At 64.4% G+C, this 26861-nt stretch carries 25 protein-coding genes; 12 read left to right on the forward strand and 13 right to left on the reverse strand.

The features are described from left to right. Positions 1-202: 202 nt before the first annotated feature. Genes GTK01_RS05320 through puuE form a run of 4 tightly spaced genes read right to left on the reverse strand, consistent with a single transcriptional unit; the run spans position 203 to position 3568 of the window. Complete coding sequence (locus GTK01_RS05320) at positions 203-793, reverse strand: deaminase (protein WP_252924828.1); 591 nt, start codon at positions 791-793, stop codon at positions 203-205. Beyond that, positions 790-1299, reverse strand: coding sequence for an ureidoglycolate lyase (locus GTK01_RS05325; protein ID WP_252924829.1), 510 nt, complete (start codon positions 1297-1299; stop codon positions 790-792). The genes GTK01_RS05320 and GTK01_RS05325 overlap by 4 nt, the downstream gene beginning before the upstream one ends. Beyond that, complete coding sequence (locus GTK01_RS05330) at positions 1296-2126, reverse strand: bifunctional allantoicase/(S)-ureidoglycine aminohydrolase (RefSeq protein WP_252924830.1); 831 nt, start codon at positions 2124-2126, stop codon at positions 1296-1298. Before GTK01_RS05330 ends, GTK01_RS05325 begins: the two co-directional genes overlap by 4 nt. Continuing rightward, on the reverse strand, positions 2123-3568 hold the full coding sequence (gene puuE, locus GTK01_RS05335; protein WP_252924831.1) for an allantoinase PuuE: 1446 nt from the start codon (positions 3566-3568) through the stop codon (positions 2123-2125). Before puuE ends, GTK01_RS05330 begins: the two co-directional genes overlap by 4 nt. Before the next feature lie 159 nt (positions 3569-3727). Here puuE and uraH point away from each other — a divergent pair, with 159 nt between their 5' ends. The 4 genes from uraH to xdhC are packed head-to-tail and all read left to right on the forward strand — an operon-like array spanning position 3728 to position 8715. Then, entirely contained in the window at positions 3728-4090 is a 363-nt protein-coding gene (gene uraH / locus GTK01_RS05340; RefSeq protein WP_252924832.1) for a hydroxyisourate hydrolase, read from the forward strand. A gap of 1 nt (position 4091) precedes the next feature. Then, complete coding sequence (gene xdhA, locus GTK01_RS05345; protein ID WP_252924833.1) at positions 4092-5555, forward strand: xanthine dehydrogenase small subunit; 1464 nt, start codon at positions 4092-4094, stop codon at positions 5553-5555. Then, positions 5555-7894 carry a xanthine dehydrogenase molybdopterin binding subunit gene (gene xdhB, locus GTK01_RS05350; RefSeq protein WP_252924834.1) on the forward strand — a complete coding sequence of 780 codons (2340 nt, stop codon included), beginning with the start codon at positions 5555-5557 and terminating at the stop codon, positions 7892-7894. The genes xdhA and xdhB overlap by 1 nt, the downstream gene beginning before the upstream one ends. A gap of 8 nt (positions 7895-7902) precedes the next feature. Further along, complete coding sequence (gene xdhC, locus GTK01_RS05355; RefSeq protein WP_252924835.1) at positions 7903-8715, forward strand: xanthine dehydrogenase accessory protein XdhC; 813 nt, start codon at positions 7903-7905, stop codon at positions 8713-8715. Here xdhC and GTK01_RS05360 read toward each other — a convergent pair. Next, on the reverse strand, positions 8699-9619 hold the full coding sequence (locus tag GTK01_RS05360) for a LysR family transcriptional regulator (RefSeq protein WP_252924836.1): 921 nt from the start codon (positions 9617-9619) through the stop codon (positions 8699-8701). The genes xdhC and GTK01_RS05360 overlap by 17 nt on opposite strands. A gap of 128 nt (positions 9620-9747) precedes the next feature. Between GTK01_RS05360 and GTK01_RS05365 the strand changes: the two genes are divergently transcribed. From GTK01_RS05365 to GTK01_RS05375, 3 genes are read left to right on the forward strand one after another with little or no spacing between them, the layout of a single operon-like run. Next, a complete protein-coding gene (locus tag GTK01_RS05365; protein ID WP_252924837.1) occupies positions 9748-10959 on the forward strand; it encodes a urate hydroxylase PuuD in 1212 nt (403 codons plus the stop codon). Next, positions 10959-12272, forward strand: a complete 1314-nt coding sequence (gene guaD / locus GTK01_RS05370; protein WP_252924838.1) for a guanine deaminase — start codon at positions 10959-10961, stop codon at positions 12270-12272. Before GTK01_RS05365 ends, guaD begins: the two co-directional genes overlap by 1 nt. A 25-nt stretch (positions 12273-12297) precedes the next feature. Beyond that, positions 12298-13566, forward strand: a complete 1269-nt coding sequence (locus tag GTK01_RS05375) for a glycerate kinase (RefSeq protein WP_252924839.1) — start codon at positions 12298-12300, stop codon at positions 13564-13566. On the opposite strand, the gene GTK01_RS05380 is transcribed toward GTK01_RS05375, so the two are convergent. From GTK01_RS05380 to GTK01_RS05395, 4 genes are all read right to left on the reverse strand, one after another. Beyond that, on the reverse strand, positions 13563-15038 hold the full coding sequence (locus GTK01_RS05380) for a UdgX family uracil-DNA binding protein (RefSeq protein ID WP_252924840.1): 1476 nt from the start codon (positions 15036-15038) through the stop codon (positions 13563-13565). The genes GTK01_RS05375 and GTK01_RS05380 overlap by 4 nt on opposite strands. A 12-nt stretch (positions 15039-15050) precedes the next feature. Then, complete coding sequence (locus GTK01_RS05385) at positions 15051-16286, reverse strand: putative DNA modification/repair radical SAM protein (RefSeq protein WP_252924841.1); 1236 nt, start codon at positions 16284-16286, stop codon at positions 15051-15053. Between the two features lie 62 nt (positions 16287-16348). After that, a complete protein-coding gene (locus tag GTK01_RS05390; protein WP_252924842.1) occupies positions 16349-17737 on the reverse strand; it encodes a glutamine synthetase family protein in 1389 nt (462 codons plus the stop codon). Beyond that, complete coding sequence (locus GTK01_RS05395; protein ID WP_252924843.1) at positions 17734-19110, reverse strand: aspartate aminotransferase family protein; 1377 nt, start codon at positions 19108-19110, stop codon at positions 17734-17736. The genes GTK01_RS05390 and GTK01_RS05395 overlap by 4 nt, the downstream gene beginning before the upstream one ends. 92 nt (positions 19111-19202) lie before the next feature. Between GTK01_RS05395 and GTK01_RS05400 the strand changes: the two genes are divergently transcribed. Continuing rightward, complete coding sequence (locus GTK01_RS05400; protein WP_252924844.1) at positions 19203-19676, forward strand: GNAT family N-acetyltransferase; 474 nt, start codon at positions 19203-19205, stop codon at positions 19674-19676. On the opposite strand, the gene GTK01_RS05405 is transcribed toward GTK01_RS05400, so the two are convergent. The 3 genes from GTK01_RS05405 to GTK01_RS05415 all read right to left on the reverse strand — a co-directional run bounded on the left by GTK01_RS05405 (position 19677) and on the right by GTK01_RS05415 (position 22527). After that, complete coding sequence (locus GTK01_RS05405) at positions 19677-20654, reverse strand: WD40 repeat domain-containing protein (protein WP_252924845.1); 978 nt, start codon at positions 20652-20654, stop codon at positions 19677-19679. It lies immediately after the preceding gene. A 15-nt stretch (positions 20655-20669) separates the two neighbouring features. Further along, positions 20670-21695: a GTP-binding protein gene (locus GTK01_RS05410; RefSeq protein ID WP_252924846.1), complete on the reverse strand. Its 1026-nt coding sequence runs from the start codon at positions 21693-21695 to the stop codon at positions 20670-20672. A 76-nt stretch (positions 21696-21771) separates the two neighbouring features. Continuing rightward, on the reverse strand, positions 21772-22527 hold the full coding sequence (locus tag GTK01_RS05415) for a creatininase family protein (protein ID WP_252924847.1): 756 nt from the start codon (positions 22525-22527) through the stop codon (positions 21772-21774). A gap of 98 nt (positions 22528-22625) precedes the next feature. Between GTK01_RS05415 and GTK01_RS05420 the strand changes: the two genes are divergently transcribed. The 3 genes from GTK01_RS05420 (at position 22626) to GTK01_RS05430 (ending at position 25227) form a co-directional block, all read left to right on the forward strand. After that, positions 22626-23126, forward strand: coding sequence for a MarR family winged helix-turn-helix transcriptional regulator (locus GTK01_RS05420; RefSeq protein ID WP_252924848.1), 501 nt, complete (start codon positions 22626-22628; stop codon positions 23124-23126). A 66-nt stretch (positions 23127-23192) separates the two neighbouring features. Next, the gene (locus GTK01_RS05425; protein ID WP_252924849.1) at positions 23193-24146 is read left to right on the forward strand and encodes a DMT family transporter; all 954 of its coding nucleotides are present in this window, start codon (positions 23193-23195) and stop codon (positions 24144-24146) included. A gap of 67 nt (positions 24147-24213) precedes the next feature. After that, positions 24214-25227 (forward strand): LacI family DNA-binding transcriptional regulator, encoded by a 1014-nt coding sequence (locus tag GTK01_RS05430; RefSeq protein ID WP_252925059.1) that lies wholly within the window; start codon positions 24214-24216, stop codon positions 25225-25227. Between the two features lie 47 nt (positions 25228-25274). Here the strand turns inward: GTK01_RS05430 and GTK01_RS05435 are convergent, their stop codons facing one another. Further along, positions 25275-25640: a hypothetical protein gene (locus GTK01_RS05435; protein ID WP_252924850.1), complete on the reverse strand. Its 366-nt coding sequence runs from the start codon at positions 25638-25640 to the stop codon at positions 25275-25277. A 179-nt stretch (positions 25641-25819) separates the two neighbouring features. Here GTK01_RS05435 and GTK01_RS05440 point away from each other — a divergent pair, with 179 nt between their 5' ends. Beyond that, positions 25820-26797 carry a 2-hydroxyacid dehydrogenase gene (locus GTK01_RS05440; protein ID WP_252924851.1) on the forward strand — a complete coding sequence of 326 codons (978 nt, stop codon included), beginning with the start codon at positions 25820-25822 and terminating at the stop codon, positions 26795-26797. Positions 26798-26861: the final 64 nt, after the last annotated feature.

The raw sequence follows: 26861 nt of genomic DNA on the forward strand, positions 1-26861 counted from the left end.
GGACCCGTTTGCGGGTCTCGTTGGGTAAGGATATTGACGGCATCATGCGACATTTCACATGGCCGTTTGCGACATTGGATGGCGTAATTGGTTCCGCCTGAGATGGGTCGAACTATAGCCACCCACGGCGTGGGATCAACAGTGGAAGGAAAATTCGTGAGGATTTGCCGATAGTTGGTCGCGCGAGACGATCACCGATCTGTCAGTTGAGCGGGATGTCGTTGGCTTCCTTCGACGCCTGATAGACTTTCGAAAGCGCGTCATAGCGGCCGGCGATGCGGGCCGCGCGACCGGTCAGGGCGGACCGTTCGGCCGCGTCCGTCACGGCGATCTCGCGCCGGATGGAATGGCTCTTCCAATAGGCGTTTTCGGCCCTGTACCCCCCAGGTTCCAGCCCGAAGACCTCTTTCAAAATCTTCAGGTCGTGCGGAATCGCGAAGCTGTCGCGCGAGTCCTCGTGGCTGAAGAAATAGTGGAAATTGTCGAATCCCGCCCATGTGATCGCCGACAGGCAAAGCGAACAGGGCTCGTGCGTCGACAGGAAGACGCAGTCCTTCGCGTCGGGCCGGTCCGCCTTCGGCAATTCGTAAAAGCGCTTCATGGCGTGCATCTCGCCATGCCAGAGCGGATTCTCCATCTCGTTGTTGGTTTCGGCGATCACGACCGACAGGTCCGACTTCAGCAAGATCGCCGCGCCGAAAATCTTGTTGCCGGCGGCAACGCCTGCTTCCGTCTTCGGCACGATGTCTTCTTCGATCACGTCGAACAGGCGATGGATCAACGCCGCGCTCATGGCGCAAAGCCCTCCGGCAGCCGGATTTCCCACGGCTCTTCGAAGAAGAACTCCTCCAGATTGCTGCCATCGCCGCCGCGGTCGACGACGATGAAATCCTGGTTGCTCCCGATCGGCGTCAGGACGGCGTGCCAAGTGTTGCGGCGATAATTGATGCCCTGGCCGGGCGCGGTGACGAAGGCGTGCGGTTCGCCGGGGCCGTCATTCGTGTCGGGGCAGACGACGACGAGGAACGGGCGCTGGTCGAGCGGCATGAAGATCTGGCTGCCAAAGGGATGGCGCTCGACCATCGTGAGCGCCAGCGGCATTTCGTATGGGGTGCCTTTGGCGATGGAAACGAGCACGCGCGCGTTCGGGCCCGTGGCCTCAACGTTGGCGAGGTCGTGATAGCGCTCGCACTTGCCGTTGTTGATCGGGAAGTGGTTTGCGCCTGCCGTGTCGAGGACGTCGCCGAAAGGCGCGAAGGCTTCGCGGGTGAGCGGGACGGCGGTGCTGGTGCGGGTCATCGGCCGATACCGAGCTTGGCGTGGCGGTTCACGTCCTTGTAGAGCAGATACCGGAACCGGCCCGGCCCGCCTGCATAGCAGGCTTGTGGGCAAAAGGCGCGCAGCCACATATAGTCGCCAGCCTCGACTTCTACCCAGTCCTTGTTGAGCTTGTAGACCGCCTTGCCCTCGAGCACGTAAAGGCCGTGCTCCATGACATGCGTCTCCTCGAACGGGATCACGCCGCCTGGCTCGAAGGTGACGACCGTCACTGCCAGGTCGTGGCGCAGATCAGCCGGATCGACGAAGCGCGTCGTCGCCCATGCGCCGCCGGTATCGGGCATCACTGCGGGCGCAATGTCCTTCTCGTTGAGGAAGAGCGGGTCTGGCACGTCGAGCCCTTCGACGAATTCGTAGGCCTTGCGGACCCAGTGAAAGCGCGCGACGTCCTTGCCGTCATTCTTGACGGTCCAGCCGCTTGCGGGCGGCAGATAGGCGTAGCCGCCGGGCGTCAGGACGTGTCGCTCGTCGTCGAGCGTCACGGTTATCTCGCCCTCGACGACGAAGAACACGCCCTCGGCGTCCGCTTCCGGTTCTGGCTGGCCCGAGCCGCCGCCCGGCTGCACTTCCATGATGTATTGCGAGAACGTTTCGGCGAAGCCGGAGAGCGGGCGCGAGAGGACCCAGAGCCGCGTCTTTTCCCAGAACGGCAGATAGCTCGTCACGATGTCGCTCATGACGCCCTTGGGGATGACCGCATAGGCATCGGTGAAGACGGCGCGGCCGGTGTGCAGCTGCGTCTGCGGCGGCAGGCCGCCGGTGGGTGCGTAGTAGGTTCGGTCGGTCATTGGGGCAGGATGTCCTTCAGCCGCAGATAGGCGATGCGCTCGACCTGCTTGCAGGCGGCGGCGAATTCGGTGTCGCGGTCATTGGCGATGCGGCGTTTGAAGGCGTCGAGGATCGACGCCTTGGTATTGTCCTTGACGGCGATGATGAAGGGGAAGCCGAATTTCGCGACATAGGCGTCGTTCAGTTCGGTGAAAGCGGCGCGCTCGGCGTCGGTCAGGGCGTCGAGCCCGGCGGAGGCCTGTTCCTTCGTCGATTCTTCGGTGAGCCGCTTTGCCTGCGCCAGCTTGCCGGCAAGGTCCGGGTGCGCCTGCAGGACGCCCAGCCGTTCCGCCTCGCTCGCCGAGCGGAACATGCGCGCCAGTGCGTTGTGCAAGCCGCCCGCGCTGTCATGCGCCGGGCCCAGCTCGAGATTGAAGGCGCGCTCGGCGATCCAGGGCGAATGCTCGAAGATCGAACCGAAACGCGCGACGAACTCCTCGCGCGCCATGCGGCTCGGGCGCAGCGCATGCGGCTGGTAGGGATGGTTCGCGACCCAGTGCTCTGCGATGTCGATGCGGCGCGCGATCCACGCTTTGTCGTGGCGCTTCACGTAGTCGACGAAGCGCTTCAGCGCCGCCACGCGCCCCGGCCGTCCGACGAGCCGGCAGTGCAGCCCGATGCTCATCATCGACGGCCTGCCTGCCTGCCCCTCCGCACAATACGTGTCGAAGGCGTCCTTCAAATAGGCGAAGAACTGGTCGCCCGAATTGAAGCCCTGGGGCGTCGCGAAGCGCATGTCGTTGGCGTCGAGCGTGTAGGGTATGACAAGTTGCGGATCGATCTCGCGGCCTTGCCCGTCATGGTCGAGCCAGTAGGGCAGGTCGTCGTCATAGGTGTCGGAAATCCACGTGAACCCGCCCTCTTCGGCGGCGAGCTTCACGGTGTTGACGGAGGTGCGTCCGACATAAAGCCCCTTCGGGCGTTCGCCGACGACTTCTGTATGGAGCCGGACCGCTTCAGTGAGATCGGCACGCTCGGCCTCTTCCTCGTGGTCGCGATAGTCGATCCATTTCAAGCCGTGCGAGGCGATCTCCCAGCCGGCGTCCTTCATCGCCGCCACCTGGTCCGGGGAGCGGGCGAGCGCGTCGGCGACGCCGTAGACGGTGACCGGCAGACCGGCCTCCGTGAAGAGGCGATGAAGCCTCCAGAAACCGCCGCGCGCGCCGTATTCGTAAATCGATTCCATGTTCCAGTGGCGCTTGGCCGGCCAAGGAGCCGCACCGACGATTTCCGACAGGAACGCTTCCGATGCGGCGTCGCCGTGCAGGACGCAGTTCTCGCCGCCTTCCTCGTAGTTGACGACGAAGGATACGGCCACATGCGCGCCGCCCGGCCAGTCCGCTTTCGGCGGGTTGGCGCCATAGCCGCGCATGTTGCGGACATATCGCTTCGGCTCGGTCATCGACGTCTCCCCTGACATTCGCAGAATAAGCGCGGAACGACGCGCCCATTCCCGGCGAAAAATTTGAAAGTCTTTTTGTGGCCGCTCGTCTCCAGAGGGCTTATGACTTGCCTTAGGATCACCGACAATGGCTCCATAACAACAATGAGGTGCTCGCAAATGGCCAGTGGCGGAGGACGTCTGACGACGCATGTGCTCGATACGGCCTCGGGCCGGCCGGCGGCAGGGCTGAAGATCGCGCTCTACAGGCTCGACGGCGACGACCGCGCGCACGTCAAGTCCGTCACCACCAATGCTGACGGCCGATGCGACGCGCCGCTGCTCGAAGGCGCCGATTTCGCGCCGGGGCAGTACGAACTGGTGTTCGCGGCCGGCGACTATCTGCGCGCATCCGGAGCCGACCTGCCCGATCCCGCCTTCCTCGACGAAGTTCCGATCCGATTCGGCATGGCGGACGCCGCGCACTACCACGTGCCGCTTTTGATCTCGCCTTATGGCTATTCGACGTATCGGGGAAGTTGAGATGACCAGCCGCTCTCACCTCCGCTTCCTGCTCAACAGTGAGGAAGTCACCCTCTCCGACGTCCGTCCCGACGCGACGCTGCTCGACTTCCTGCGCCTCGACCGGGCGCTGAAAGGCACCAAGGAAGGCTGCGCAGAAGGCGATTGCGGAGCGTGCACTGTGCTCGTCGGGCGGCTTGCCGGCGACCGGCTCGTCTATGAAGGCGTCAATGCCTGCATCCGGTTCACAGGCTCGCTCGACGGCTGCCACGTTGTCACCATCGAGCATTTGCGTGGTTCGGATGGCGGACTTCACCCCGTCCAGCAGGCGATGGTGGATTTCCACGGCTCGCAATGCGGGTTTTGCACGCCCGGCTTCGTCATGTCGCTCTATGCGCTGTGGATGCGCGAACCGAACCCGTCCGACGCCACCATCGAAAAGGCGCTGCAAGGCAATCTGTGCCGCTGCACCGGCTACGAGGCGATCTTGCGCGCGGCGCGCGCGATCTCGTCCTATGGCGAGGCCAAGCGTGACCCGCTCGTCGCCGAGCGCGCTGTGGTGATCGAGAGGCTGAAGGCCATGCATGACGGCGCGCGCGTCGAGATATGCGCGGCCAATAGCCGGCTCGTCGTGCCATCGTCGCTCGACGATCTTGCGGCGGTGCTCGAAGCCGAGCCGAACGCGCGCATCGTTGCCGGTTCGACCGATGTCGGCCTTTGGGTCACCAAGCATTTTCGCGACATCTCGCCCGTCGTCTTCATCGGCGGGCTCGGCGAATTGCGGCAGGTTTCGGAAGCCGATGGTGCGATCACCATCGGCGCCGGCGTCAGCTATACGGACGCCTATGCGGCGCTCGCGACACGCATTCCGGCGCTGCGCCCGCTGCTCGACCGGATTGGCGGCGACCAGGTGCGCAACATGGGCACGATCGGCGGCAATGTCGCCAACGGCTCGCCGATCGGTGACACCCCGCCGCCGCTGATCGCGCTGGGCGCGTCGGTCACGCTGCGAAGGGGCGCGACGCGGCGAACAATCGCGCTGGAGGACTTCTTCATCGACTACGGCAAGCAGGACCGCGCGCCGGGCGAATTCGTCGAGGCGATCCATGTACCGGTGCCCGATGCCGGGACACTGTTCGCGGTCCACAAGATCACCAAGCGCCGCGACGAGGACATCACCGCCGTGCTCGGCGCGTTTCACCTGACGATCACGGATGGCACGGTGTCATCGGTCCGCATCGCCTATGGTGGAATGGCGGCGACGCCGAAACGGGCGAAGTCGGTCGAAGCGGCTCTGGCTGGCAAGCCGTGGACGATGGAGACGATCGAGGCTGCGATGGCCACCTATGCCCAGGATTTCCAGCCGATCTCCGACATGCGTGCTTCGGCTGACTATCGGATGATGACAGCGAAAAATCTGTTGATGCGGGTGTTTCTCGAAAGCAGCGGCGAGACGGCTACCGTTTCGCGCCATGAGGCAGCGTGATGAACAAGCACGCCCAGCCAGACCTGACCGCAGCCGCCATCAAGGGCGGGGTCGCGACCGACCAGCGGCACGATTCCGCCGCCAAGCACGTCACCGGCACCGCGGTCTATATCGACGACATTGCCGAGCCGGCCGGCACGCTGCATGGCTGCCTTGGCCTGTCGACCATCGCGCATGGCGCGGTCACATCCATCGACCTCGACGCCGTGCGCGGGGCGCCGGGCGTCGTTGCGGTGCTGACCGGCCATGACGTGCCGGGCGTCAACGACATTTCGCCGACCGGCAGGCATGACGAGCCGGTGCTGGCGACCGAAAAGGTCGAGTTTTTCGGTCAGCCGCTCTTCGCCGTCATCGCCGAGACGCGCGAGGCCGCGCGCCGCGCCTGCAAGCTGGCGAAGATCGAATACGATGCGCTGCCCTTCGTCACGGATATCGGCGAACTCGACGCAACATCTGGCAAGATGGTCGCCCCGCCGCTGACGCTGAAGCGCGGCGACGCGGCCAAGGCAATCGCGTCCGCGCCGCGCCGGATCAAGGGCCAGATGCGTGTCGGCGGGCAGGACCATTTCTACCTCGAAGGCCACATCGCGCTCGCCATTCCCGGCGAGGACGACGACGTCACGCTCCATTCCTCGACGCAGCATCCCAGCGAAGTCCAGCACATGGTCGCCCACGCGCTCGGCGTCGCGTCCCACGCCGTCACGGTCGAGGTGCGGCGCATGGGCGGCGGGTTCGGCGGCAAGGAGACGCAGTCCAACCAGTTCGCCGCCATCGCCGCCATCGCGGCGAAGAAGCTGAAGCGCCCTGTGAAGATCCGGCCCGACCGCGACGACGACATGATCGCCACGGGCAAGCGGCATGATTTCCTGATCGACTATGAAATCGGCTTCGACGAGGACGGCAAGATCCGCGGCGTGGACTACACTTACGCCGCGCGCTGCGGCTTCTCGTCGGACCTTTCCGGACCCGTCACCGACCGCGCGCTCTTTCACTGCGACAACGCCTATTTTTATCCGGCGGTGCATGCGCAATCGGCGCCGCTTTATACCAACACCGTGTCGAACACCGCGTTTCGCGGCTTCGGCGGGCCGCAGGGCATGATGGGCGCGGAGCGCGTCATCGACGAGATCGCGTTCGCGTTGGCCAAGGACCCGCTGGAGGTGCGCAAGGCGAACTTCTACGGCACCGCTGACCGGAACGTGACGCCCTATCACCAGAGCGTCGAGGACAACATCGTCCACCGTATCGTCGCCGACCTGGAAGCCTCCTGCGATTATCAGCGCCGGCGCGAGGAGATCGCCGCCTTCAATGCGAAAAGCCGCATCGTCAAGCGCGGTCTCGCGCTGACGCCGGTCAAGTTCGGCATCTCCTTCACCGCCACGCATTTCAACCAGGCCGGCGCGCTGGTCCATGTCTATACCGACGGCTCGGTTCATCTGAACCATGGCGGCACGGAGATGGGGCAGGGGCTCTACGTCAAGGTCGCACAGGTGGTTGCCGAAGAGTTCCAGATTGACATCGCGAACGTGAAGATCACCGCCACGACGACGGGCAAGGTGCCGAACACGTCGGCGACGGCGGCTTCGTCGGGAACAGACCTCAACGGCATGGCAGCGCAAGACGCCGCGCGCCAGATCAAGGATCGGCTGTGCGACTTTGCCTCCGACAAGTATGGGTTGCCTAAGGACCAGATCGTCTTCCTGCCCAACCGGGTGCGGATAGGCAACCAGGAAATCCCGTTCGCCGACCTCGTCAAGCAGGCCTATATGGCGCGCATCCAGCTCTCGGCAGCCGGCTTCTACAAGACGCCGAAGATCCACTGGGACCGCGACAAGGGCGAGGGGCGTCCGTTCTACTACTTCGCCTACGGCGCGTCGTGTTCGGAAGTGTCGATCGACACGCTCACGGGCGAATATGTCGTCGAGCGCACCGACATCCTGCACGAGACGGGTCGCTCCCTGAACCGGATCATCGATCTCGGCCAGATCGAGGGCGGCTTCGTGCAGGGCATGGGCTGGCTGACGACGGAAGAACTCGTATGGGACGACAAGGGGCGGCTGCGCACCCATGCGCCGTCGACCTACAAGATCCCGCTCGCCTCGGATCGGCCGAAGATCTTCAACGTGACGCTGGCCGATTGGCCCGAAGCGAACGAGCCGACCGTCCATCGCTCCAAGGCCGTCGGCGAGCCGCCTTTCATGCTGGCGATGTCGGTGTTCCATGCGCTCTCGGATGCGGTGGCAAGCGTCGGCGGACACAAGGTGTTTCCTGCGCTCGACGCGCCGGCGACGCCCGAGCGCGTGCTGATGGCGGTGGAACGGGTGAAGGCGGCGCGGTAGGGTCGGGCATGACAAGCCGCGACATCAACGCATTTCTCGCCGCCCACCCGCAGGTCGCGATCGTCGAGGTGCGATCCGCAGTCGGCTCCACGCCACGCGATGTCGGTGCGTGGATGCTCGTTTCGCCAAGCGCCATCTTCGGCACGATCGGCGGCGGCCAGCTCGAATTCATGGCGGTCGACCGGGCCCGTGAGATGATCGCGGGCAAAAGCCCGTCTACCGACGTTCTGGACGTCCCATTGGGTCCCGAGATCGGCCAGTGCTGCGGCGGGCGAACCGGGATCGACATTGCACTCGTCGGCGACGAACTGCGTGCCGCCATTCCGCACCGGATCGAGACGGAAGAATCGACCTATCCGCATGTCCTCCTCTTCGGCGGTGGGCATGTCGGTCACGCGCTGGCGGCAGCGCTGGCACTGGCGCCGGTGCAGGTCACCATCGTCGAAACACGCGCAGATGCGCTCGACGGCGTGCCGGACGGCGTTGTCACACGCCTCTCGCCCGTCCCCGAGGAAAGCGTGCGTGATGCGCCCGAGGGCTCTGCCTTCGTCGTGCTCACGCATGACCACGCGCTTGATTTCCTGATCGTCGCCGAAGCGCTGAAGCGCAAGGACGCCGCCTATGTCGGCATGATCGGCTCGAAGACCAAGCGCGCGACATTCAAGAGCTGGTACCTGAAGGAGGCCGGCGGGACGGAAGCCGATCTTGCCCGCCTCATCTGCCCGATCGGCGGCTCGACTGTGAAGGACAAACGACCGGCCGTCATCGCGGCCATGGCGACGGCGGAGATCGCTGCGCATCTGTTCAGCGCGGCTTCATGATGTCCCGGATCAGGCGCTGGCAGCGTTCTGCCATGAAATCGAGCAAAAGCCGCACCTTCGGGTCCTGAAACTTGCGGTGCGGATAGACCGCCGCAAGCTGAACCGGCGTCGGCGGCGTGTCGGGCAGGATCACCTTCAGCCGCCAGTCCCGAATGAAGGGCTCGATCTCGAAGCGGGGCTTCATGACGATGCCGCGGCCCGACAGCGCCCAGCTCGTCAGCACGTCGCCATCATCGGAATCGAACGGGCCGCGTACCTCGAATTTCTGCAAGCCCTCCGCCGTCTGCAGCGGCCAGAAAAATTCGCGCGCCCCAGGAAAGCGCAGGAGCAGGCAGTCGTGGCGCTGGTCGATCAGGTCTCGCGGCGTTTGCGGCTCGCCGCGCGCCTCGAGATATTGCGGCGCGGCGACCAGGACGCGCTCGCAGTCCATGACGCCGCGCATTCGCAGGCTCGAATCTTCCAGTTGTCCGAGCCGGAAGGCAACGTCGATGCCTTCCTTCATCATGTCGACATTGTGGTCCGACAGGCGCAGCCGCACCTCGATATCGGGATAGCGGTCGTGGAAATCGGGGATGCCCGACGCGATCAGGCGACGACCGAGCCCAAGCGGCGCGGTGACGCGGATCGTGCCGCGCGGCTGGCCGGAAAGCGACGTCACAGCGGCTTCCGCATCCGTCACCGCGTCGAGCACTTTCTTGGCGCCGTCATAGAAGATGCGTCCGTGCTCGGTCGGCATCAGTTGCCGCGTTGTGCGGTTGAAAAGCCGAACGCCGAGGTGCTTTTCCAGTTCCTTAATGCGGTTGGAGGCGACGGCCGGCGAAATGCGCATGTCGCGCCCGGCAGCCGACAGATTGCCGAGTTCCACCACGCGCACGAAGACCGCGATATTGTCCAGATAAGCCATCAGCCGCTCCCAAGCCCCCGCGACCTAGCATTTTCGATTTTTTTTTGAAAGTCATCGCGTCGCTTCCCTCTTTCGCATTGAACCGTCACGCGTAAAGTCCGAGGCTTGGATTTGCCGAGGGGTCAGACGTGTACGATTTTGCGATCTTCTGGGACTGGTTGAGCTTTGCCGCGCGCTGGCTGCATGTCATCACGGCGATCGCATGGATCGGCTCGTCCTTCTATTTCATCGCGCTCGACCTTGGCCTGCGCCGTCACGGCCAGTTGCCGGCCGGCGTCAATGGCGAGGAGTGGCAGGTCCATGGCGGCGGTTTCTACCACATCCAGAAATACATGGTCGCGCCGCCGAACATGCCGGAGCACCTGATCTGGTTCAAATGGGAGAGCTACGCGACCTGGCTTTCCGGCTTCTTTCTGCTCGCCATCGTCTACTATGCCGGCGCAGACCTTTTTCTGATCGACCGCAACGTCCTTGACGTCTCGGCCCCCGTCGCGATCGGTATCTCGGTCGCCTCGCTTGGCATTGGCTGGCTGATCTACGATCAGCTTTGCAAGTCGCCGCTCGGCAATAACGACACGGCGCTGATGCTGATCCTCTACGGCGTGCTGGTCGCGATGGCCTGGGGCTACACGCAGCTCTTCACCGGCCGCGCCGCCTTCCTGCATCTGGGCGCGTTCACCGCGACCATCATGTCGGCCAACGTCTTCCTGATCATCATCCCGAACCAGAAGATCGTGGTCGCGGATTTGAAGGCCGGGCGCGCGCCCGATCCAAAATACGGCAAGATCGCCAAGCAGCGCTCGACGCACAACAACTACCTGACGCTGCCCGTCATCTTCCTGATGCTGTCGAACCACTATCCGCTGGCCTATGCCACGGAATTCAACTGGGTGATCGCCTCCCTCATCTTCATTATCGGCGTTTTGATCCGGCACTATTTCAACTCGATGCATGCCGGGAAGGGCAAGCCGCACTGGACATGGGGCGCGGCGACCGTTCTCTTCATCGTCATCATGTGGCTGTCCACGGTGCCGGCGGCGCTGACCGGTGAGCCGCGCGTGTCGGCCCGTGCCGAGACGCTGATGGCGTCCGCGCATTTTTCCGCCGTGCGCGATACGGTAATGGGCCGCTGCGCCATGTGTCATGCCGCGACGCCCGGCTGGGAAGGCATCCATTTCGCGCCCAAGGGCGTGCTGCTCGACGACGAGGCGCAGATCGCCGAGCACGCGCGCGAAATCTATCTTCAGGCCGGACGCAGCCACGCCATGCCGCCCGGCAATGTTTCGGGCATGACCAACGACGAGCGCCGGCTGCTGGTCGCCTGGTTCGAGGGGCGGTGATGGCGACGCTTCTCCTGCGCGGCCGTTTGCTGTCCTTCCTCACCGAGCCTGAAAGCATCGAGGATCGCGCCTCCTATCGCTACGAGGAAGACGGCGGACTTTTGATCCGCAACGGTAAGATCGCGGCGATGGGCGATTTCCATCTGGTATCGCGCGAAGCGGGCCGGGATGTGCCGGTCGTCGATCATCGTCCCCATCTCATCTTGCCGGGCTTCATCGACACGCATGCGCATTTCCCGCAGATGCAGGTGATCGCGAGCTACGGCACCGAACTGCTGGAATGGCTGAACAAATACACCTTTCCGGAAGAGACGCGCTTCGCCGACCTTCAGCACGGACGGCGCATCGCGCGGCTTTTTCTCGACGAACTGATCCGGCAGGGCACGACGTCCGTCGTTGCCTATTGCTCTGTGCACAAGGAAAGCGCGGACGCCTTCTTCGCCGAGGCGGAAAGCCGCGACATGCTGGTGGTCGGCGGCAAGGTGATGATGGATCGCAACGCGCCGGACGCACTGACCGACACGCCGCAATCCTCCTATGACGACACGAAGGACCTGATCGCGCGCTGGCACGGCCGCGCGCGCGGCCATTATGCGATCACGCCGCGCTTTGCGATCACCTCGTCGCCCGAGCAGATGGAGATGGCCAGCGCGCTCGCCAACGAGCATCCCGGCCTCCACATCCAGACGCATCTTTCGGAAAACCACGCCGAGATTGCGTTTACCCAGGAACTCTATCCCTGGTCGAAAGACTATACGGAGATCTACGAGCATTACGGGCTCGCAGGGCCCAGGACGCTGTTCGGCCATTCGATCCATTTGTCGGAACGCGAGGCGGATGCGTTGTCGGATGCCGGCTCGATCGCCGTCTTCTGCCCGACCTCGAACCTCTTTCTCGGCTCGGGCCTTTTCGACTACCAACGCTATCGCAAGCGCGCCAAGCCGCTGCGCATTTCAACGGCAACGGACGTCGGCGGCGGCACCAATTATTCGATGCTGCGTACGATGGACGAGGGCTACAAGATCATCGCGCTCAACGGCGAAAAGCTGAACCCGCTCGCCTCCTTCTGGCAGATCACGCTCGGCAATGCGAAGGCGCTGTCGCTGGAAGACAGGATCGGCACGCTCGATGTCGGCACGGATGCCGACCTTGTCGTGCTCGATGCGAATGCAACTCCGGCTATGCGGCTGCGCATGGGGCGGATCGAAACGCTGGCCGAAGAACTGTTCCTGATGCAGACCATGGGCGACGACCGAACGGTGCGTGAAGTCTACGTCTCCGGAAGGCCAGCGAAGAGCGACCTTGCCAGCTAGGGCGCGGCGGGCAAAAGTGCCCGCCATGACCGACCCGCATACACTCTTCACCTCCATCTTCACCGCCGCCGTCACTGCAGCCGATCCCGAACGCACCATCCGCGACCACCTTCCGCCAAGGCCGAAGGGCCGCACGCTCGTCATCGGTGCGGGCAAGGGCTCGGCGCAGATGGCGCGGGCGCTGGAGCGTGCCTGGGACGGGCCGCTCGAAGGCATCGTCGTCACGCGCTACGGCTATGGCTGCGACTGCGAGCGCATCGAGATCATCGAGGCCGCCCATCCCGTTCCCGACGAAGCGGGGCTGGAGGCCGGGCGGCGGCTGCTCGCCGCCGTCGCCGGCCTCACCGCGGACGACCTCGTCATCGCGCTGATTTCCGGCGGGGGATCGGCGCTTTTGCCCGCGCCGCCAGCGGGCTTGTCGCTCGCCGACGAGATCGCGGTCAACGAGGCACTGCTTGCCTCCGGTGCGCCGATCTCGGCCATGAACATGGTGCGCAAGCACGTGTCTGGCATCAAGGGCGGGCGGCTGGCAGCGGCTGCCTATCCCGCGCGGGTCGTCTCGCTGATCGTCTCCGATATTCCCGGCGACAATCCCGCCCATGTCGCCTCGGGACCGACGGTGCCGGACAGTGCAGCGCGCGCTGACGCGTTCTCGGTCATCGAGACCTATCGGCTGGCATTGCCGGAGGCCGTGATGGCGCATATCCGGTCAGCCGCCGCTGAAGCGCCGATGCCGGACGATGCGCGCTTTGCGGGCAATGAAGTCCGGGTCATCGCATCGGCGGGGCTTTCGCTCGAAGCGGCCGCCGCCGAAGCCGAGCGACATGGCATTGAAGCCGTCATCCTCTCCGACGCGGTCGAGGGCGAGGCGCGCGAGGTGGGCAAGGTCCACGCTGCGATCGGCCGCGAAATCGCACTGCGCGACCGGCCGTTCGCCAAGCCTGTCCTTCTGCTTTCCGGCGGCGAGACGACGGTGACGGTGCGGGAAAAAGGCGGCCGGGGCGGACGCAACACGGAATTCCTCCTGTCGCTCGCACTCGCCATCGAGGGCCTGCCCGGCATCCACGCATTCGCCGCCGATACGGACGGGATCGACGGTTCCGAAGACAATGCCGGCGCGTTCGCCGACGGCACGACCGCGACGCGCCTGCGTGCGCTGGGGCAGGACCCACGCGCGCTGCTTGCGCGGCACGATGCGTGGGCGGCGTTCGATGCGCTTGGGGATTTGTTCGTGCCCGGCCCAACCGGGACGAATGTCAACGACCTGCGCGCGGTGCTCGTTCTCCAGCGCTAAGCGGCCATCATCTTCTTGACGGCCACCATGTCCGCCACGAACCGCGCGCGTTCCGCCTCGGCATCCGCCCGCTCGCGGATGCGCAGGATGAAGGACGGGTGGATGGTGATGAAGACGCGCAGGCCGTCCTCGCGCGTCAAGACCTCGCCGCGCATCTTCGTCACCGGGATGGCCTTGTCGAGCAGCGACTGCGCGGCGGTCGCGCCGAGCGCGACGGCGAGGTCCGGCTTGATGAAGCCGAGTTCCTGTTCCACCCACCAGCGGCAGGCCTGCACCTCGCCGGCATTGGGCTTGGAATGGATGCGTCGCTTGCCGCGCGGCTCGAACTTGAAGTGCTTCACCGCATTGGTCACGTAGGTGATACGCCGGTCGACGCCGGCCTCGTCCAGAACGCCGTCGAAAACCTTTCCGGCAGGTCCGACGAAGGGTTTGCCGGCAATGTCCTCCTGATCGCCCGGCTGCTCTCCGACGAAGACGATCCGTGCGTCCTGCGGCCCTTCGCCGAACACGGTTTGCGTCGCGTCGCGCCACAGTGGGCAGCGGTGGCATCCCTCGGCCTGTTTGCGCGCCTCGTCCAGCGAGCCGGCGGGGGCATCGGCGTCGGCAGGCGTCTTATTCGCCGACCAGTATTTTTCCTGAACCTTTGCGTGATGCGGCGCCGGCATGGTGGGCATCCTTTCGATCATCTCCCTGGCCGCCCTGTCCGCGCCCTTGATCAGATCGGGGATCAGCGCCGCCTCGGGCAGGTTCTTCCAGTATTTCTTCGGCATCTCGGCCTGCATCGCCTTCACCTTCAGCCGCGCGGGATTGAAGATGTTGGTGAAATAGGTGCGCCAAAGGTCCTCGGTCGCGTCCGCTGCCGGCGCATCGGCCTTTGTCGCCGGCGGGCCGACGATCAGATTTTCTCCGTCCCACTCGGCGGTGCCTTTCGGCGTCAGGATCGTCCAGGCCATGCCGGTGAAGCGGCGCACGAAGAAGGGCGCATTGCGCTCGATGATGAAATGGTCCGGCTCGAACCACGCGGCATAGCGCTTGTTCTCCCCCTCGCCGACTTCCACGAACCGCACGAATGCGCGCATCTTGTGAATGTCGCGGCGGACGGATTTTTCCATCTCGTAGAGCTTCATCACGTCCGGATCGGATGCGATCTTGAGAAGGTTCGGTTCGATGCGCAGCCGGAAAAGGATCCGGTAGAGCAGGGCGAAACGGGTGGGGTCCGAATGGCAAATCACGGCCTCGGCGCGGTCGATGAACTCGCGCGGCACGTTGAGCGTGACGTTCGGCGCGACGTCAGGCAGCGGCGCGCCGTCGGCAAAAAGATCCTCGGTTTCGCCAGCGCTCCAGACGATGTCGGCGGGCGGGACAACGTTGGTCGCGAGACGGCGGGCCGCGTCGCGCCATTCGGCGAAGTCCGTCTGGGTGGCGAGACGGACGGCATGGCGGGTCTGCTCGATGGCGCGGGCCTGGGTCATCGGAAAGCCATCTCAAAACAGGCTTAGCTGTATCGGCTTGCCAACCAACCGCGCCCGCAGATGTTCCGCATCTGTCGCGCCGCCCGGCGACCAGCCGTCGGCGACGATGAAGGGACGGACCTTGGCAATGGATTGGCAGAGCCGACCGACATCCTCGAGCCGCAGGCGCCGATAGCGGCGCACGTCGAGCATCTTCTTCACCGCCTTGGTGCCGAAACCGGGCACGCGCAGGAGCATTTCGCGCGGCGCGCGGTTGACGTCGACCGGGAAGGCGCCGCGATTGGCGAGCGCCCAAGAAAGCTTCGGGTCGATCTCCAGGTCGAGCATTCCGTCCTGCCGGCCCGCGACGATCTCGTGTCGGTCGAAGCCGTAGAAGCGCATCAGCCAGTCGGCCTGGTAAAGCCGGTGCTCGCGCATGAGCGGCGGTTTCAACAGCGGCAGCGCGGACGATGCGTCCGGGATCGGGCTGAAGGCGGAATAGTAGACGCGGCGAAGCTGGTAGCTGCCGTAGAGCCGCGCGCTGGTGCCGAGGATGTCGGCGTCGTTCGTTGCATCCGCGCCGATGATCATCTGCGTCGACTGGCCGCCGGGCGCGAAACGCTGGCGCTTCTTCGTCTTCAGTGTCGGCTCGGACTTCTCCTCGATCTTGGAGCGCAGCTTTGCCATCGAGACGCGGATCGTCTCGGGTCGCTTTTCCGGCGCCAGTCGCTTCACGCCCTCGTCGGTCGGCAGTTCGACATTGATCGACAGGCGATCGGCGTAAAGACCGGCCTGCTCGAGCAGTTCGGGCGAACATTCCGGGATGGTCTTCAGGTGGATGTAGCCGCCGAACTTTTCGTCGACCCGAAGCCGGCGCGCGATCTCCACGATCTCGCCCATCGTCTCGTCAGGCGAGCGGATGATGCCGGAGGACAGGAACAGGCCCTCGATGTAATTGCGCTTGTAGAATTCCAGCGTAAGCCGCACGACCTCGTCGATCGAAAATCGTGCGCGCTTCACATTGGAGGAGGAACGGTTGATGCAATAGCTGCAATCGTAGATGCAGAAATTGGTCAGCAGGATCTTCAGGAGCGAGATGCAGCGCCCGTCCGGCGCATAGGAATGGCAGATGCCCATGCCCTCGGTTGAACCGATGCCACCCGATTTCAGTGAGTTGCGCTTGGCCGCGCCCGAGGAGGCGCAGGAGGCGTCGTATTTGGCGGCATCCGAAAGGATCGCCAGCTTGTCGCGGGTCGAAAGAACGCTCATTCGTTCTTGATATGTTCTAACGACGGCGAGCGCTATAAACTTTGACGTGAAGTGTCGAAAACTCAGACCGTGTGCAAATAGAGGTGGTAGTCGAACTCGCTCACCGTGCGCGCAACGCGCAGATGTTCTGCACGCTTTATGGCGCAAAAGGTGTGATGCATCTCCGGTCCTAGCGCGGATTTGAGGAAGGCCGAGCCTTCGGCGGCTTCGATCGCGGCGAGCCAGTTGGCTGGCATGGCGGGCCGTCCATTCGCTTCGTCCGCATAGCCGTTTCCGACCGTCTCCGGGCCGGGATCGACCCGCTCGCCCATGCCCTTGGCGATGCCGGCGAGGACGGTCGCGGCGACCAGATAGGGATTGGCGTCGACGCCCGAAGGGCGGTGTTCGATGCGGCGCGCCGATTTCGACCCGGCCGGAATTCTCAGCGCGACGGAGCGGTTGTTGACCCCCCATGTCGGTGCGACGGGCGCATAGGATTGCGAAACGAACCGCCGCCAGGAATTGGCGTGCGGGGCAAAGACGAGCATCGATTCGCCCATCGTTCCGGCGAGGCCGCCGAGCGCGTGAAGGATCGTGTCGCTCCAGGCGCCTTCCTCCTCCTCCATGAAGACGTTGTGGCCGGCCTTGTCCTGCATCGAAACGTGCAGGTGCATGCCCGAGCCGGCATAGTCCTCGATCGGCTTTGCCATGAAGCATGCGGTGACGCCGTGCCGGCGCGCCTGCAGCCGCACCAGACGCTTCAGCATCAGGAGATCGTCGGCGGCGCGCAGCATGTCGTTGCGGTAGTTCAGCGTCAGTTCGTACTGGCCGGGTGCGTATTCGGAGATCACGGTCTCGGCCGGAATGCCTTGCGCCTTCGCGGCCGCATAGATGTCCGAGAAAAGCGGTTCCATGCCGTGCAGATGATCGACTGAATAAACCTCGGTCTTGGCGCTCGCGAGCCCGTCGAGAACCGCGCGGGCGGGCTGGATGCGGCCATTGCCGTCGCGCTCGTTGGCGAGCAGGAAGAACTCCAGCTCGAAAGCGCCGGCAGGCTTGAGCCCCTTTGTTGCGAAGGCCGCGACCTGCCGCGCGAGCGCATGGCGCGGGTCGGAGCCCATCGGCGCACCATTGAGCTGGTACATCGCCATCAACACCTGCCCCCGCCTCGGCAGGGTGCCGTGGAGCGGAACGAGCGTGCCGGGGATCGGCCAGGCGCGCAGGTCGCCATCGCCCGAATCCCAGATCAATCCCGTCTCGTGTACGTCCTCGCCGACGATGTCGAGGCCGAGGATCGAGATCGGCAGGTGCCGGCCGTTCTCGTAGAGCCCGATCAGTTCGTGGCGTCGGATGATCTTGCCACGCCCGATGCCGTTGGCGTCGGTGAGAACGATGTCGAAGGCTTCGATGTCCGGGTGGGCGGCGAGGAAGTCGCGGGCTTCGGAAAGGGTGGAGCCTGAGGGAGAGGTCATGCCGTCAGGGCCTCCGCAATCTCGCCAAACGCCCCGACCAGCCTGTCCACCTGCCGCTTCCGCGTTGCCGGCGAGATGAGCATCATGTTGTGGAACGGCGCGGTGAGGCAGCCGCGATTGACCAGCGCCAGATGGATCGCCGCTTCAAGTTCGGGCTGGTGCGCGGCCTGCGCCTCGCCGCCATTCCGCAACGGTCCGGGCCCACAGATGAACTCGACGCGCGCGCCGACGCGGGCGACATGCCAGGGCAGGCGGTGCCGCGCAATCACCTTGCCGAGCCCTTTTTCCAGCCGCGCGGCCAACTTTTCCATGTGGTCGTAGGCGTCCTGCGTCATCACCTCTTCCAGCGTCGCGCGCATCGCGGCGAACTGCAAAGGGTTGGCGGAAAGCGTCGTGCCCATGCCGGAATGACCGGGCTCTTTCGCCGCCTGATAGGTTGCCCAGCGGGCCGCGACGGCGCCGCTCATGCCCCAGACGCTGGCCGGAATCCCGCCGGCAACCGGCTTGCCCAGCACGAACAGATCGGGCTCCAGCCCATGGGCCGCGGTGTAGCCGCCGCGGGCGGTCGAAATCGTGTGCGTCTCGTCGATCAGAAGCAGCGTACCGTGCCTGCGCGTCGCGGCGCGCAGGGCGGCATGGAAGCCTTCATCGGGCAGCACCATGCAGGAATTGGTCAGGACAGGCTCGGTGATGACGCAGGCGACGTCGCCATGCGCAAGCTCACGCTCCAGCGCCGCGACATCGTTGAATTCGACGATGCGCGTTGCCTTCGCCAAGTCACGGAATTCGCCGGCGAGACCGGGGCGGTTGACGGGCTTTCCGTCCTTCAGCCGCACCATCGTCTCGTCGACCGCGCCGTGATAGCAGCCGTTGAAGACGAGGATCTTGTCGCGTCCCGTCACCGCTCTTGCCACGCGCAGCGCGAAGCGGTTGGCGTCGCTTGCGGTCGTGGCGATCTGCCAGAAGGGCAGGCCGAACATGTCCGAGAGGAGGCTGCCGAGTTCGAGCGCGTCCTCGCTCGGCAGCATATAGGTCAGGCCACGCCGCGCCTGCCGGCGGACCGCCCTGGCCACGGGCGCGGGCGAATGGCCGAACATGGAGCCGGTGTCGCCGAGGCAAAAATCGTCGAGCGCATTGCCGTCGATGTCGGTCAGGCGCGCGCCGGACGCCTCGTCGACGACCATCGGAAAAGGCATTGGCCAGTCGGCCATCCAGTGCATGGGCACGCCGCCGAGAAAGCCGGTCAGGCCGTGCCCGGCCGCCTTTTGCGATTTCGGCCGCGCCCTGGCAAAGGCGCGCTCCTCGCGTGCGCGCAATTCGCGGATGCGCGCAACGTCGACGCCGCCTATCGCCTGCGAGACCTGTCCGTCCATCAGATGAGCTCCAATCGCCGCCGGTTCTAGCGCGGCGAATCCGGTCCGGCAATCGCTTGACGCGGTGGGGGGAAGCGGACACAGGGTCAGCAATGACGACGCTCGATCCGATCACACCCGCCCTGCTTGCGCCCGTTCTGGAACTGAACAGGCTGCACGAGAATGAATTGTCGCCGCTGACGGCTTCACGTCTTGCTCGGCTCGTCGAGGCGGCCTACTTCGCCCGCGTCTGCGGCAAGGCGGATGTGTTCCTCATCGCGTTCGACGAGACGAGCGACTACGACAGCCCAAACTTTCTCTGGTTCCGTGAGCGCTATGCGCGTTTCGCCTATGTCGATCGCATCGCGGTCGCCGATCATGCACGGGGCCGGGGCCTTGCGCGCCGGCTCTACGCGGCGCTTTTCGAGCAGGCCGCCGCTGACGGTCACGCCATGATCGCCTGCGAGGTCAATCTCGATCCGCCGAATCCCGCCTCCGACGGCTTCCACGCAGCGCTGGGCTTTCGGGTGGTCGGCACCGGCGGCTATGGCGCCAAGACGGTTCGCTATTTCGTCAGGGAGCTCTGATCAGCCGGCGACGTCGATGACGCCGCATTCGCCCGTCTGCGAGCCGAAAGCGATCCGCCGGCCTTCGCGGTCCCAGTCCATCGAGGTGATCGCGCCCTTGCCCGGCCGGCGCAGCAGCACTTCCTTGGCGTCGGCCACGCGCACGGCCATCACCATGCCATCGCCATAGCCGATGGCGAGGATTTCCTCGGTCGGATGGAAGGCGACGGCGGTGGCCATCGTGTCGCCGCGCGTGCCGAGTTCGAGCGGCGCCTTGCCCATCGGGCCGTCCTTGGCCTGGAACGGCCAGACGATCGCCGCCGGCGCGCCCGAGCTTGCCAGCCACTTGCCCTTCGGCCCCCAGGACAGGCTCTTCACCTTGGCCGGATAGCCGGCCATGCGCATGTGCTTGCCGTCGGCGAGCTTCCAGCCGTGAAGCGCGTTTTCCTGCATGGCAGTTACGAGGAAATTGCCGTCCGGCGAAAAGGTGATGCCGATATGGGCGCCGGCCCATTCGAGTTCCGTGGGCTTGCCCGCCGCGGCGGGAAAATGAAGCGTCGCGCCATTGTAGCGGGCAACCGCGATGCGCATACCTTTCGGTGCGAAGGCGAGGCCCTCTGCGGTGCGCGCATGGTCGAAGCTCTTCATCGTCCCGTCGGGCAAGCGCACATGGGCGGTCCGGCCGGTGGCGAAGGCGACGGCGCCGCGCGGGCCGGCCGCGATGGCCGAAACCCATTTGCGGCCGATCTCGGCGAGCGTCTCGCTCGCGCCGTCGGCGCCAAGAGCGAGCACCTTGCCGTCCTCGCCCCCGGTCAGAAGCCGATCGCGCGTCTGGTTGGCGGCCGCGCAGAGCAGCCCGCCCTCATGGGCATCGATGTGCTTGTGGCCGTAGTCGAGGCGGTGAACGGTGCCGTCGGCCAGCGCGAAATGCGGAACGTCGGAAATGAACGCCGCCGTGATGCAATGGGCGGAAAGATCGAGCGGTGCGACTGTGGGCATGGGTCGGTGGGCTTCCTATGCCTGACACGCTTCGAAGGTGCGCCGCAGGCGCTCCTCGTCGAGCTCACGCCCGATGAACACCAGCCGGCTCTCACGCCTTTCCCCGTCCTTCCACGCGCGCTGGTGGTCGCCCTCGATGATCATGTGGACACCCTGCACCACATAGCGCTCCGGGTCGTCCTTGATCGCGATGATGCCCTTGAGGCGCAGGATGCTGGGGCCGTCCATCTGAGTGGTCTTTTCCAGCCAGGGGAAGAACTTCTTCGGGTCCATGTCGCCCCCACGCAGCGAAATCGACCTGACGCCCGATTCCTCGATGTGCGAATGCGCATGATCGTGGTGGTGATCATGGTCGTCATGATCGTGGCTGTGCTCGTGATCATGGTCGTTGTCGAGGAAGTGCGGATCGTTGTCGAGCGCACGCTTCAGGTCGAACGCGCCGCGATCGAGGACGTCGGTCAGGTTCACGGCCGAGCGCTCGGTGCGGTGAATGCGGGCCGACGGGTTGATGCGGCGGATGGAAGCCTCGACCTGGCGCAGCTCGTCCTCGGAAACGAGGTCGGTCTTGTTCAGGACGACGACGTCGGCGAAGGCAATCTGGTCGGCGGCCTCGCGCGAATCCTTCAGGCGCAGCGGCAGGTGCTTGGCGTCGACAAGCGCGACGACGGCGTCGAGCCGGGTCTTGGCGCGCACGTCGTCGTCCATGAAGAAGGTCTGGGCGACGGGGGCCGGGTCGGCAAGGCCGGTCGTCTCGACCAATATCGCATCGAAGCGGCCCGGGCGGCGCATCAGCGTCTCGACGGTGCGGATCAGGTCGCCGCGCACCGTGCAGCAGATGCAGCCATTGTTCATCTCGTAGATTTCCTCATCGGACTCCACGATCAGGTCGTTGTCGATGCCGATCTCGCCGAACTCGTTGACGATGACGGCGTAGCGCTTGCCGTGGTCTTCCGAAAGGATGCGGTTCAAGAGCGTCGTCTTGCCGGAACCGAGATAGCCGGTAAGGACGGTGACGGGGATTTGGGCCTGCGCGTCGGACATGGACGGCGTCTCCTTAAAGGGAGGATGGGATGAGGTCGGCCCCATATAGGACCGCTGGCCGCGTTTTGCACGGGGGTCAGGAAAAAGTCGAGAGATCGAATTTCGCGACGTCGCGCATGAGGTCGGCAAGGCCGGCGACCGCGTGGTCGATTATGCGTTCGCCCTTTTCCGCGGTCGCTGTGGCCGCATTGCCGGCAACGCCGTCGGGCGACAGGTCGGAGATCTTCCATCCGAAGGCATGCGGGCCGTAGGCGCGCAGATGGGTGAAGTTTCTTTCGAAGCGCGATTGCGCCGAAGGGAAGTCGCGCGCCTTGCCCATGTCGACAAGGTCCGGGCGAATCGCGAGCATCACGCTCGTCTCGATCAGCCCGCCATGGATGCCGAGCGCCTTTTCCTCCCCTGTCACGATGTCGGAGGGGTAGCCGAACCGCGTCCAGCTCGTCGCCACCGCCAGCATGGAGTGACGCACGCGCAGTTCGGTTGCGACGATCGTCATCAAGGGCGAGTTTCCGCCATGGGCGTTGAGCATGACGAGCTTTTTGGTGCCAAGCTCCGACAGCTTTGCGCCGATGCCGATCCAGCGGTCGATGGCCTCGTTGAAGGTCAGGCTTTTCGTGCCCGGCACGTCCATGTGCTCTATCGAATAGCCGATCGGCTCGGCCGGCAGGAATGTGACCGGGAGTTCGCCGGCCAAGCGGGACTTGAGCCGGCTCGCGAGCGCCTCGGCGATCAGTGTGTCGGTCTCGAAGGGAAGGTGCGGACCGTGCTGCTCGGTCGCGCCGAGCGGCAGCACGGCGATGTCGCCTGGGGCAGTTGCTTCGCTGGCTGTCATCTTTCTGATATGTGGCTTTCGTAAGAGGGGGCTTGCAGAACGCGGCAGGCTATCAGGCGCGCGCCGCGACGCAAGCGATCGGCCGAGGGGAGAGTTTCATGGCGAAAGGCGAAAAGCGGGCAACGGTGATGCGGCTTCAATCGGCCGCGCGCCTGACGCGCACCGCGCTCGCGGCGCGACTTCTGGCGCATGGACTTTATGCCGGACAGGAGCAGATCATCATGGCGTTGGCGGATCAGGACGGCCAGACGCCGGGCCAACTCGCACAACGCCTCGGCGTTCGCCCGCCGACCATCACCAAGACGATCAACCGGCTGCAGGTGCAGGGGTTCCTCACCAAGCAGGCTTCCGAGACCGATGCCCGCCAGGCGCATGTTCATCTCGCCGAGCCGGGCCGGGAGGCGATCCGCTCGATCGAGAAGACGCTGAAGAAGACCGAGAAGCAGGCTCTCAAGGGGCTCGACAAGAAGGACCAGAAGCTTCTTGCCAAGCTTTTGTCGCGCATCGAGGCAAATTTGTCCGAAATCGTCGAGGACGAAGAGGACGAAGAGGACGCCGAGGACGAGATCCTCGAAGCCACGCCTGATCGCATATTCTGATCATGTTCAGCTTTTTGCTTGCGCTTGCCGCGGGAAGCTTCCAAACGTGAGGACGCAACCAGCCGGATGCCCGATCGCGTGCCTCATTCCTCCCCGTCTTCCGATACCGCTACACCTCTACGGGCCATATTGCTGGTCCTCGCAGCGGGCCTGATCTTCTCCTGCCTCGACACGAGCGCCAAGTATCTGGTCGTTTCCGGCATGGACGCGCCCTTCGTCGCGTGGACGCGCTTTGCAGTTCATGTCGTGCTGGTGCTGGTCCTGTTCCGCGCATGGTCCAATCGCGCGATGTTCAAGGTCATCAGCCTGCCGAAGCAGGTGGTGCGCGGCCTGTTCCTGTTCGGCTCGACCTTCTTCAATTTCCTCGCGCTTCGCACGCTTCAACTTGCCGAGACGGTCTCGATCTTCTTCTTCGCGCCGATGGTCATCACGGCGCTCGCCGGGCCGCTCCTGGGCGAATGGGCGGGCTGGCGGCGATGGCTTGCGGTGCTGATCGGCTTCATTGGCGTACTCGTCATCACGCGCCCGGGCTACGGCACGTTCGGATTCGGCCATGTCTATGCGCTCGGCGCGATGCTCTCCTACTGCGTCTATGTCATCATGACGCGGCAGATGGGCGCGCGGGAAACGGCCGAAAGCCTGATCTTCTATTCTGCGCTCGCGCCGGTAATCCTGATGGCGCCGACATTGCCATTCTCGGCGTCGGTGCCCGAAACCGGAGTGCAATGGGTGGTGCTCCTGTCGCTCGGCTTCTACGGCGCGTTCGGGCATTGGCTCCTGATCCATGCCTACAAGCAGGCGACAACGTCGGCGCTGGCGCCCTATCCTTATCTCCAGATGGTCTGGATGATCGCGCTCGGCTTCCTCGTTTTCGGCGACCTTCCCGATCGCTGGACGCTGATCGGCTCGGCGATCATCGTGTCAAGCGGGCTTTACATCGTCCATCGCGAAAGCCGTTTGCGGCTGCAAAGCCGCTCCGTTCCCAATTCGGAAGCGCGGGACCTGGCAAAAAAGCTTTGAATCCCTGCCTGCCGATGGCATAGGTTTAAACGGTTTAATCCTGCGCCGTTTTCCGGGAGGGGAAGTCCTGGGCCAGAAGATCAAGCTGTCGACCATCGCAGACTCGCTCGGGGTCTCCACCGCGACCGTGTCGCTGGCGCTCCGCGACAGTCCGTTGGTCGCAGACGCGACGCGCGAGCGGATCAAGGAACACGCCCGCGAGATCGGCTACATCTACAATCGCCGCGCCGCTTCGCTGCGCACGTCGCGCTCGGGCATCGTCGGCGTCGTCGTGCACGACATCATGAACCCGTTCTTCGCCGAAATCCTGAAGTCGATCGAGCACGAACTGGACCGCTCGCGGCAGACCTTCATCCTCTCCAACCATTATGACGAACTCGAAAAGCAGCGCAATTTCATCGACACGCTGCTGCAACTCGGTGCCGATGGCGTGATCATGTCGCCTGCGATCGGCACTCCGGCGTCGGACATCGCGCTTGCCGAGGACAACGGCCTGCCTGCCGTGCTCATCGCGCGTTCTGTGGAGGGCGCGGATGTGCCCGTGTTTCGCGGCGACGACGCTTATGGCGTAGGGCTGGCAACCGACCACCTGATTGGGCTCGGCCATCGCCGGATCGCCATGATCGGCGGCACCGATCAGACGTCGACAGGCCGCGAGCGCTATCGAGGCTATGTCGTGGCGATGGAAAGGGCAGGGCTCGAGCCGCGGCCGGAATGGCGCATCGCCGGTCCTCGCACCAAGCTGGGCGGGTTCGATGCCGCGAGCCAGTTCTTGAATCTGCCCGAGAAGCCGACGGCCGCTGTGTGCTGGAACGATCTCGTTGCGATCGGGCTGATGAACGGCTTGGCGCGTGCTGGTCTGAAGCCGGGCATCGATATCTCGGTCACCGGCTATGACGATCTCGAGGAAGCGGCGATAGCGACGCCCGCGCTGACGACGGTTTGGAACGGACAACGCGAGGTTGGCCGACAAGCCGCAAAGGCCCTGCTCGACCGGCTGTCAGGTATCGAGGTGCATGGCGACCAGGACCTGATCACGCCCGAACTACACGTCCGGCAGTCCACTTCGGCCCCCAAATGAAAATGGCGGGCACCGGGCCCGCCATGATCATTCACGATCGATATCGCTTAGAGTGCGCCGAGCTGCGAGCAGAGCGTCAGCGAAACCTCGCCGTAATCGCCGCGGTTCAACTCCGCCGCCTCGCAATCAGCCTTGAGCTGCTCCTGCTGCTCCGTCGTCAGTCCGCCGTAAGCCGCCGTGACTTCTTCTTCCGAACGCATTTCAGACATCGTGTCATCGGTGAAGAAGCCACCCATCGATTCCATATTGTTGGTCCACATGGTCTCCTCGGCATCCGATGCGTAAGTCATCGCATTGGCCGATTCAGAGTTCGCAGATCCACCGGCCGCACCAGCACCAGAACCGGTCTGAGCAAAAGCGGTCGCGGACATCGCAGCAAGCGCGGCGGAAGCAATGATCATCTTCATTTTCATGGGATTTTTCCTCTCTGTTATCTTTTGACAGTCGAAACTGCTGTTGGATGACAAGTAAACGGGGGGTCGAAATGAAAGTTCCTGGCTTTCCCCAGCCCGGGTCAAAATTTTCGTGATCGCGTTCATTGAGGAAATTCGCAAGCGTGCTTAGTGTCTGTCCCTGAAACGGAGGAACACGCATGACCACAGACCTGAAATCGACGGCGATCCTGATTCCGGGGCGTCTTCATCCGCATGCCGTGGCGCGGTTGGAAGAGGTCTTCCAGATCGTGCGGTCCGACCGGCCTGCGGGGGATGCGGTTTCCTCGCAGCATGCAGCCCAGATCAGGGGCATCGCGTCCTCGTCTCCCATCGACGCCTCGCTGATCGATTCGCTCCCTCATCTGGAGATCGTCTCAAGCTTCGGCGTCGGCTACGACCATGTCGACGCGAAACATGCGGCCACGCGTAACGTCGTCGTCACGAACACGCCGGACGTCTTGACGGAGGAGGTGGCCGATACGGCCATCGGGCTCCTGATCAACGCGGTGCGCGAACTGCCAAAGGCCGAGCAATGGCTGCGAGACGGGCGCTGGGTCGCCGAAGGCCCATATCGCCTCACCAGCGGCACGCTGCGCGGGCGCCGCGTTGGCATTTTCGGCATGGGGCGGATCGGCCTTGCCATCGCCCGGCGGATCGAAGCATTCGGCCTGCCGATCAGCTATCATAACCGCCGGCCGGTGGACGGCGTCACCTATCAGTATTTCGACACGCTCGTGGAAATGGCCGCCAATGTCGACACGCTGATCTCCGTCGCGCCGTCGACGCCGCAGACCGAAAAGGCGATCAACGCCGAAATCCTTTCCGCGCTCGGGCCAACGGGCGTGTTCGTGAATATCGGGCGCGGCACGACGGTGGACGAGGCGGCGCTCGCCGCCGCGCTGCATTCAGGCACGATCCATGCGGCCGGCCTCGATGTCTTCTACGATGAGCCGAACGTGCCCGAAGAGTTGCTCTCGGCCCCCAACGCGTCGCTGCTGCCGCATGTCGGATCGGCGACGATCCACACCCGTCAGGCGATGGCCGACCTCGTCGTCGACAATCTGATCGCCTGGTTCTCGAACGGCTCTGCATTGACGCCGGTGCCGGAAACTGTAGATGTAAGTCGCAGAGGATAGATCGGCCTGATCGGCGACATGGTCGATCTTTACACTTCATTAAGCATGACGGTCCAACCTCGGG

Origin of the sequence: Aliihoeflea sp. 40Bstr573, from assembly GCF_024105655.1 — a bacterium.
Classification (GTDB): Bacteria; Pseudomonadota; Alphaproteobacteria; order Rhizobiales; family Rhizobiaceae; genus Aliihoeflea.

Coding starts and splice junctions, on each gene's coding strand:
- GTK01_RS05320 (WP_252924828.1), bottom strand. CDS start 793: ATGAGCGCGGCGTTGATCCATCGCCTGTTCGACGTGATCGAAGAAGAC.
- GTK01_RS05325 (WP_252924829.1), bottom strand. CDS start 1,299: ATGACCCGCACCAGCACCGCCGTCCCGCTCACCCGCGAAGCCTTCGCG.
- GTK01_RS05330 (WP_252924830.1), bottom strand. CDS start 2,126: ATGACCGACCGAACCTACTACGCACCCACCGGCGGCCTGCCGCCGCAG.
- puuE (WP_252924831.1), bottom strand. CDS start 3,568: ATGACCGAGCCGAAGCGATATGTCCGCAACATGCGCGGCTATGGCGCC.
- uraH (WP_252924832.1), top strand. CDS start 3,728: ATGGCCAGTGGCGGAGGACGTCTGACGACGCATGTGCTCGATACGGCC.
- xdhA (WP_252924833.1), top strand. CDS start 4,092: ATGACCAGCCGCTCTCACCTCCGCTTCCTGCTCAACAGTGAGGAAGTC.
- xdhB (WP_252924834.1), top strand. CDS start 5,555: ATGAACAAGCACGCCCAGCCAGACCTGACCGCAGCCGCCATCAAGGGC.
- xdhC (WP_252924835.1), top strand. CDS start 7,903: ATGACAAGCCGCGACATCAACGCATTTCTCGCCGCCCACCCGCAGGTC.
- GTK01_RS05360 (WP_252924836.1), bottom strand. CDS start 9,619: ATGGCTTATCTGGACAATATCGCGGTCTTCGTGCGCGTGGTGGAACTC.
- guaD (WP_252924838.1), top strand. CDS start 10,959: ATGGCGACGCTTCTCCTGCGCGGCCGTTTGCTGTCCTTCCTCACCGAG.
- GTK01_RS05375 (WP_252924839.1), top strand. CDS start 12,298: ATGACCGACCCGCATACACTCTTCACCTCCATCTTCACCGCCGCCGTC.
- GTK01_RS05380 (WP_252924840.1), bottom strand. CDS start 15,038: ATGACCCAGGCCCGCGCCATCGAGCAGACCCGCCATGCCGTCCGTCTC.
- GTK01_RS05385 (WP_252924841.1), bottom strand. CDS start 16,286: ATGAGCGTTCTTTCGACCCGCGACAAGCTGGCGATCCTTTCGGATGCC.
- GTK01_RS05390 (WP_252924842.1), bottom strand. CDS start 17,737: ATGACCTCTCCCTCAGGCTCCACCCTTTCCGAAGCCCGCGACTTCCTC.
- GTK01_RS05395 (WP_252924843.1), bottom strand. CDS start 19,110: ATGGACGGACAGGTCTCGCAGGCGATAGGCGGCGTCGACGTTGCGCGC.
- GTK01_RS05400 (WP_252924844.1), top strand. CDS start 19,203: ATGACGACGCTCGATCCGATCACACCCGCCCTGCTTGCGCCCGTTCTG.
- GTK01_RS05405 (WP_252924845.1), bottom strand. CDS start 20,654: ATGCCCACAGTCGCACCGCTCGATCTTTCCGCCCATTGCATCACGGCG.
- GTK01_RS05410 (WP_252924846.1), bottom strand. CDS start 21,695: ATGTCCGACGCGCAGGCCCAAATCCCCGTCACCGTCCTTACCGGCTAT.
- GTK01_RS05415 (WP_252924847.1), bottom strand. CDS start 22,527: ATGACAGCCAGCGAAGCAACTGCCCCAGGCGACATCGCCGTGCTGCCG.
- GTK01_RS05420 (WP_252924848.1), top strand. CDS start 22,626: ATGGCGAAAGGCGAAAAGCGGGCAACGGTGATGCGGCTTCAATCGGCC.
- GTK01_RS05425 (WP_252924849.1), top strand. CDS start 23,193: ATGCCCGATCGCGTGCCTCATTCCTCCCCGTCTTCCGATACCGCTACA.
- GTK01_RS05435 (WP_252924850.1), bottom strand. CDS start 25,640: ATGAAAATGAAGATGATCATTGCTTCCGCCGCGCTTGCTGCGATGTCC.
- GTK01_RS05440 (WP_252924851.1), top strand. CDS start 25,820: ATGACCACAGACCTGAAATCGACGGCGATCCTGATTCCGGGGCGTCTT.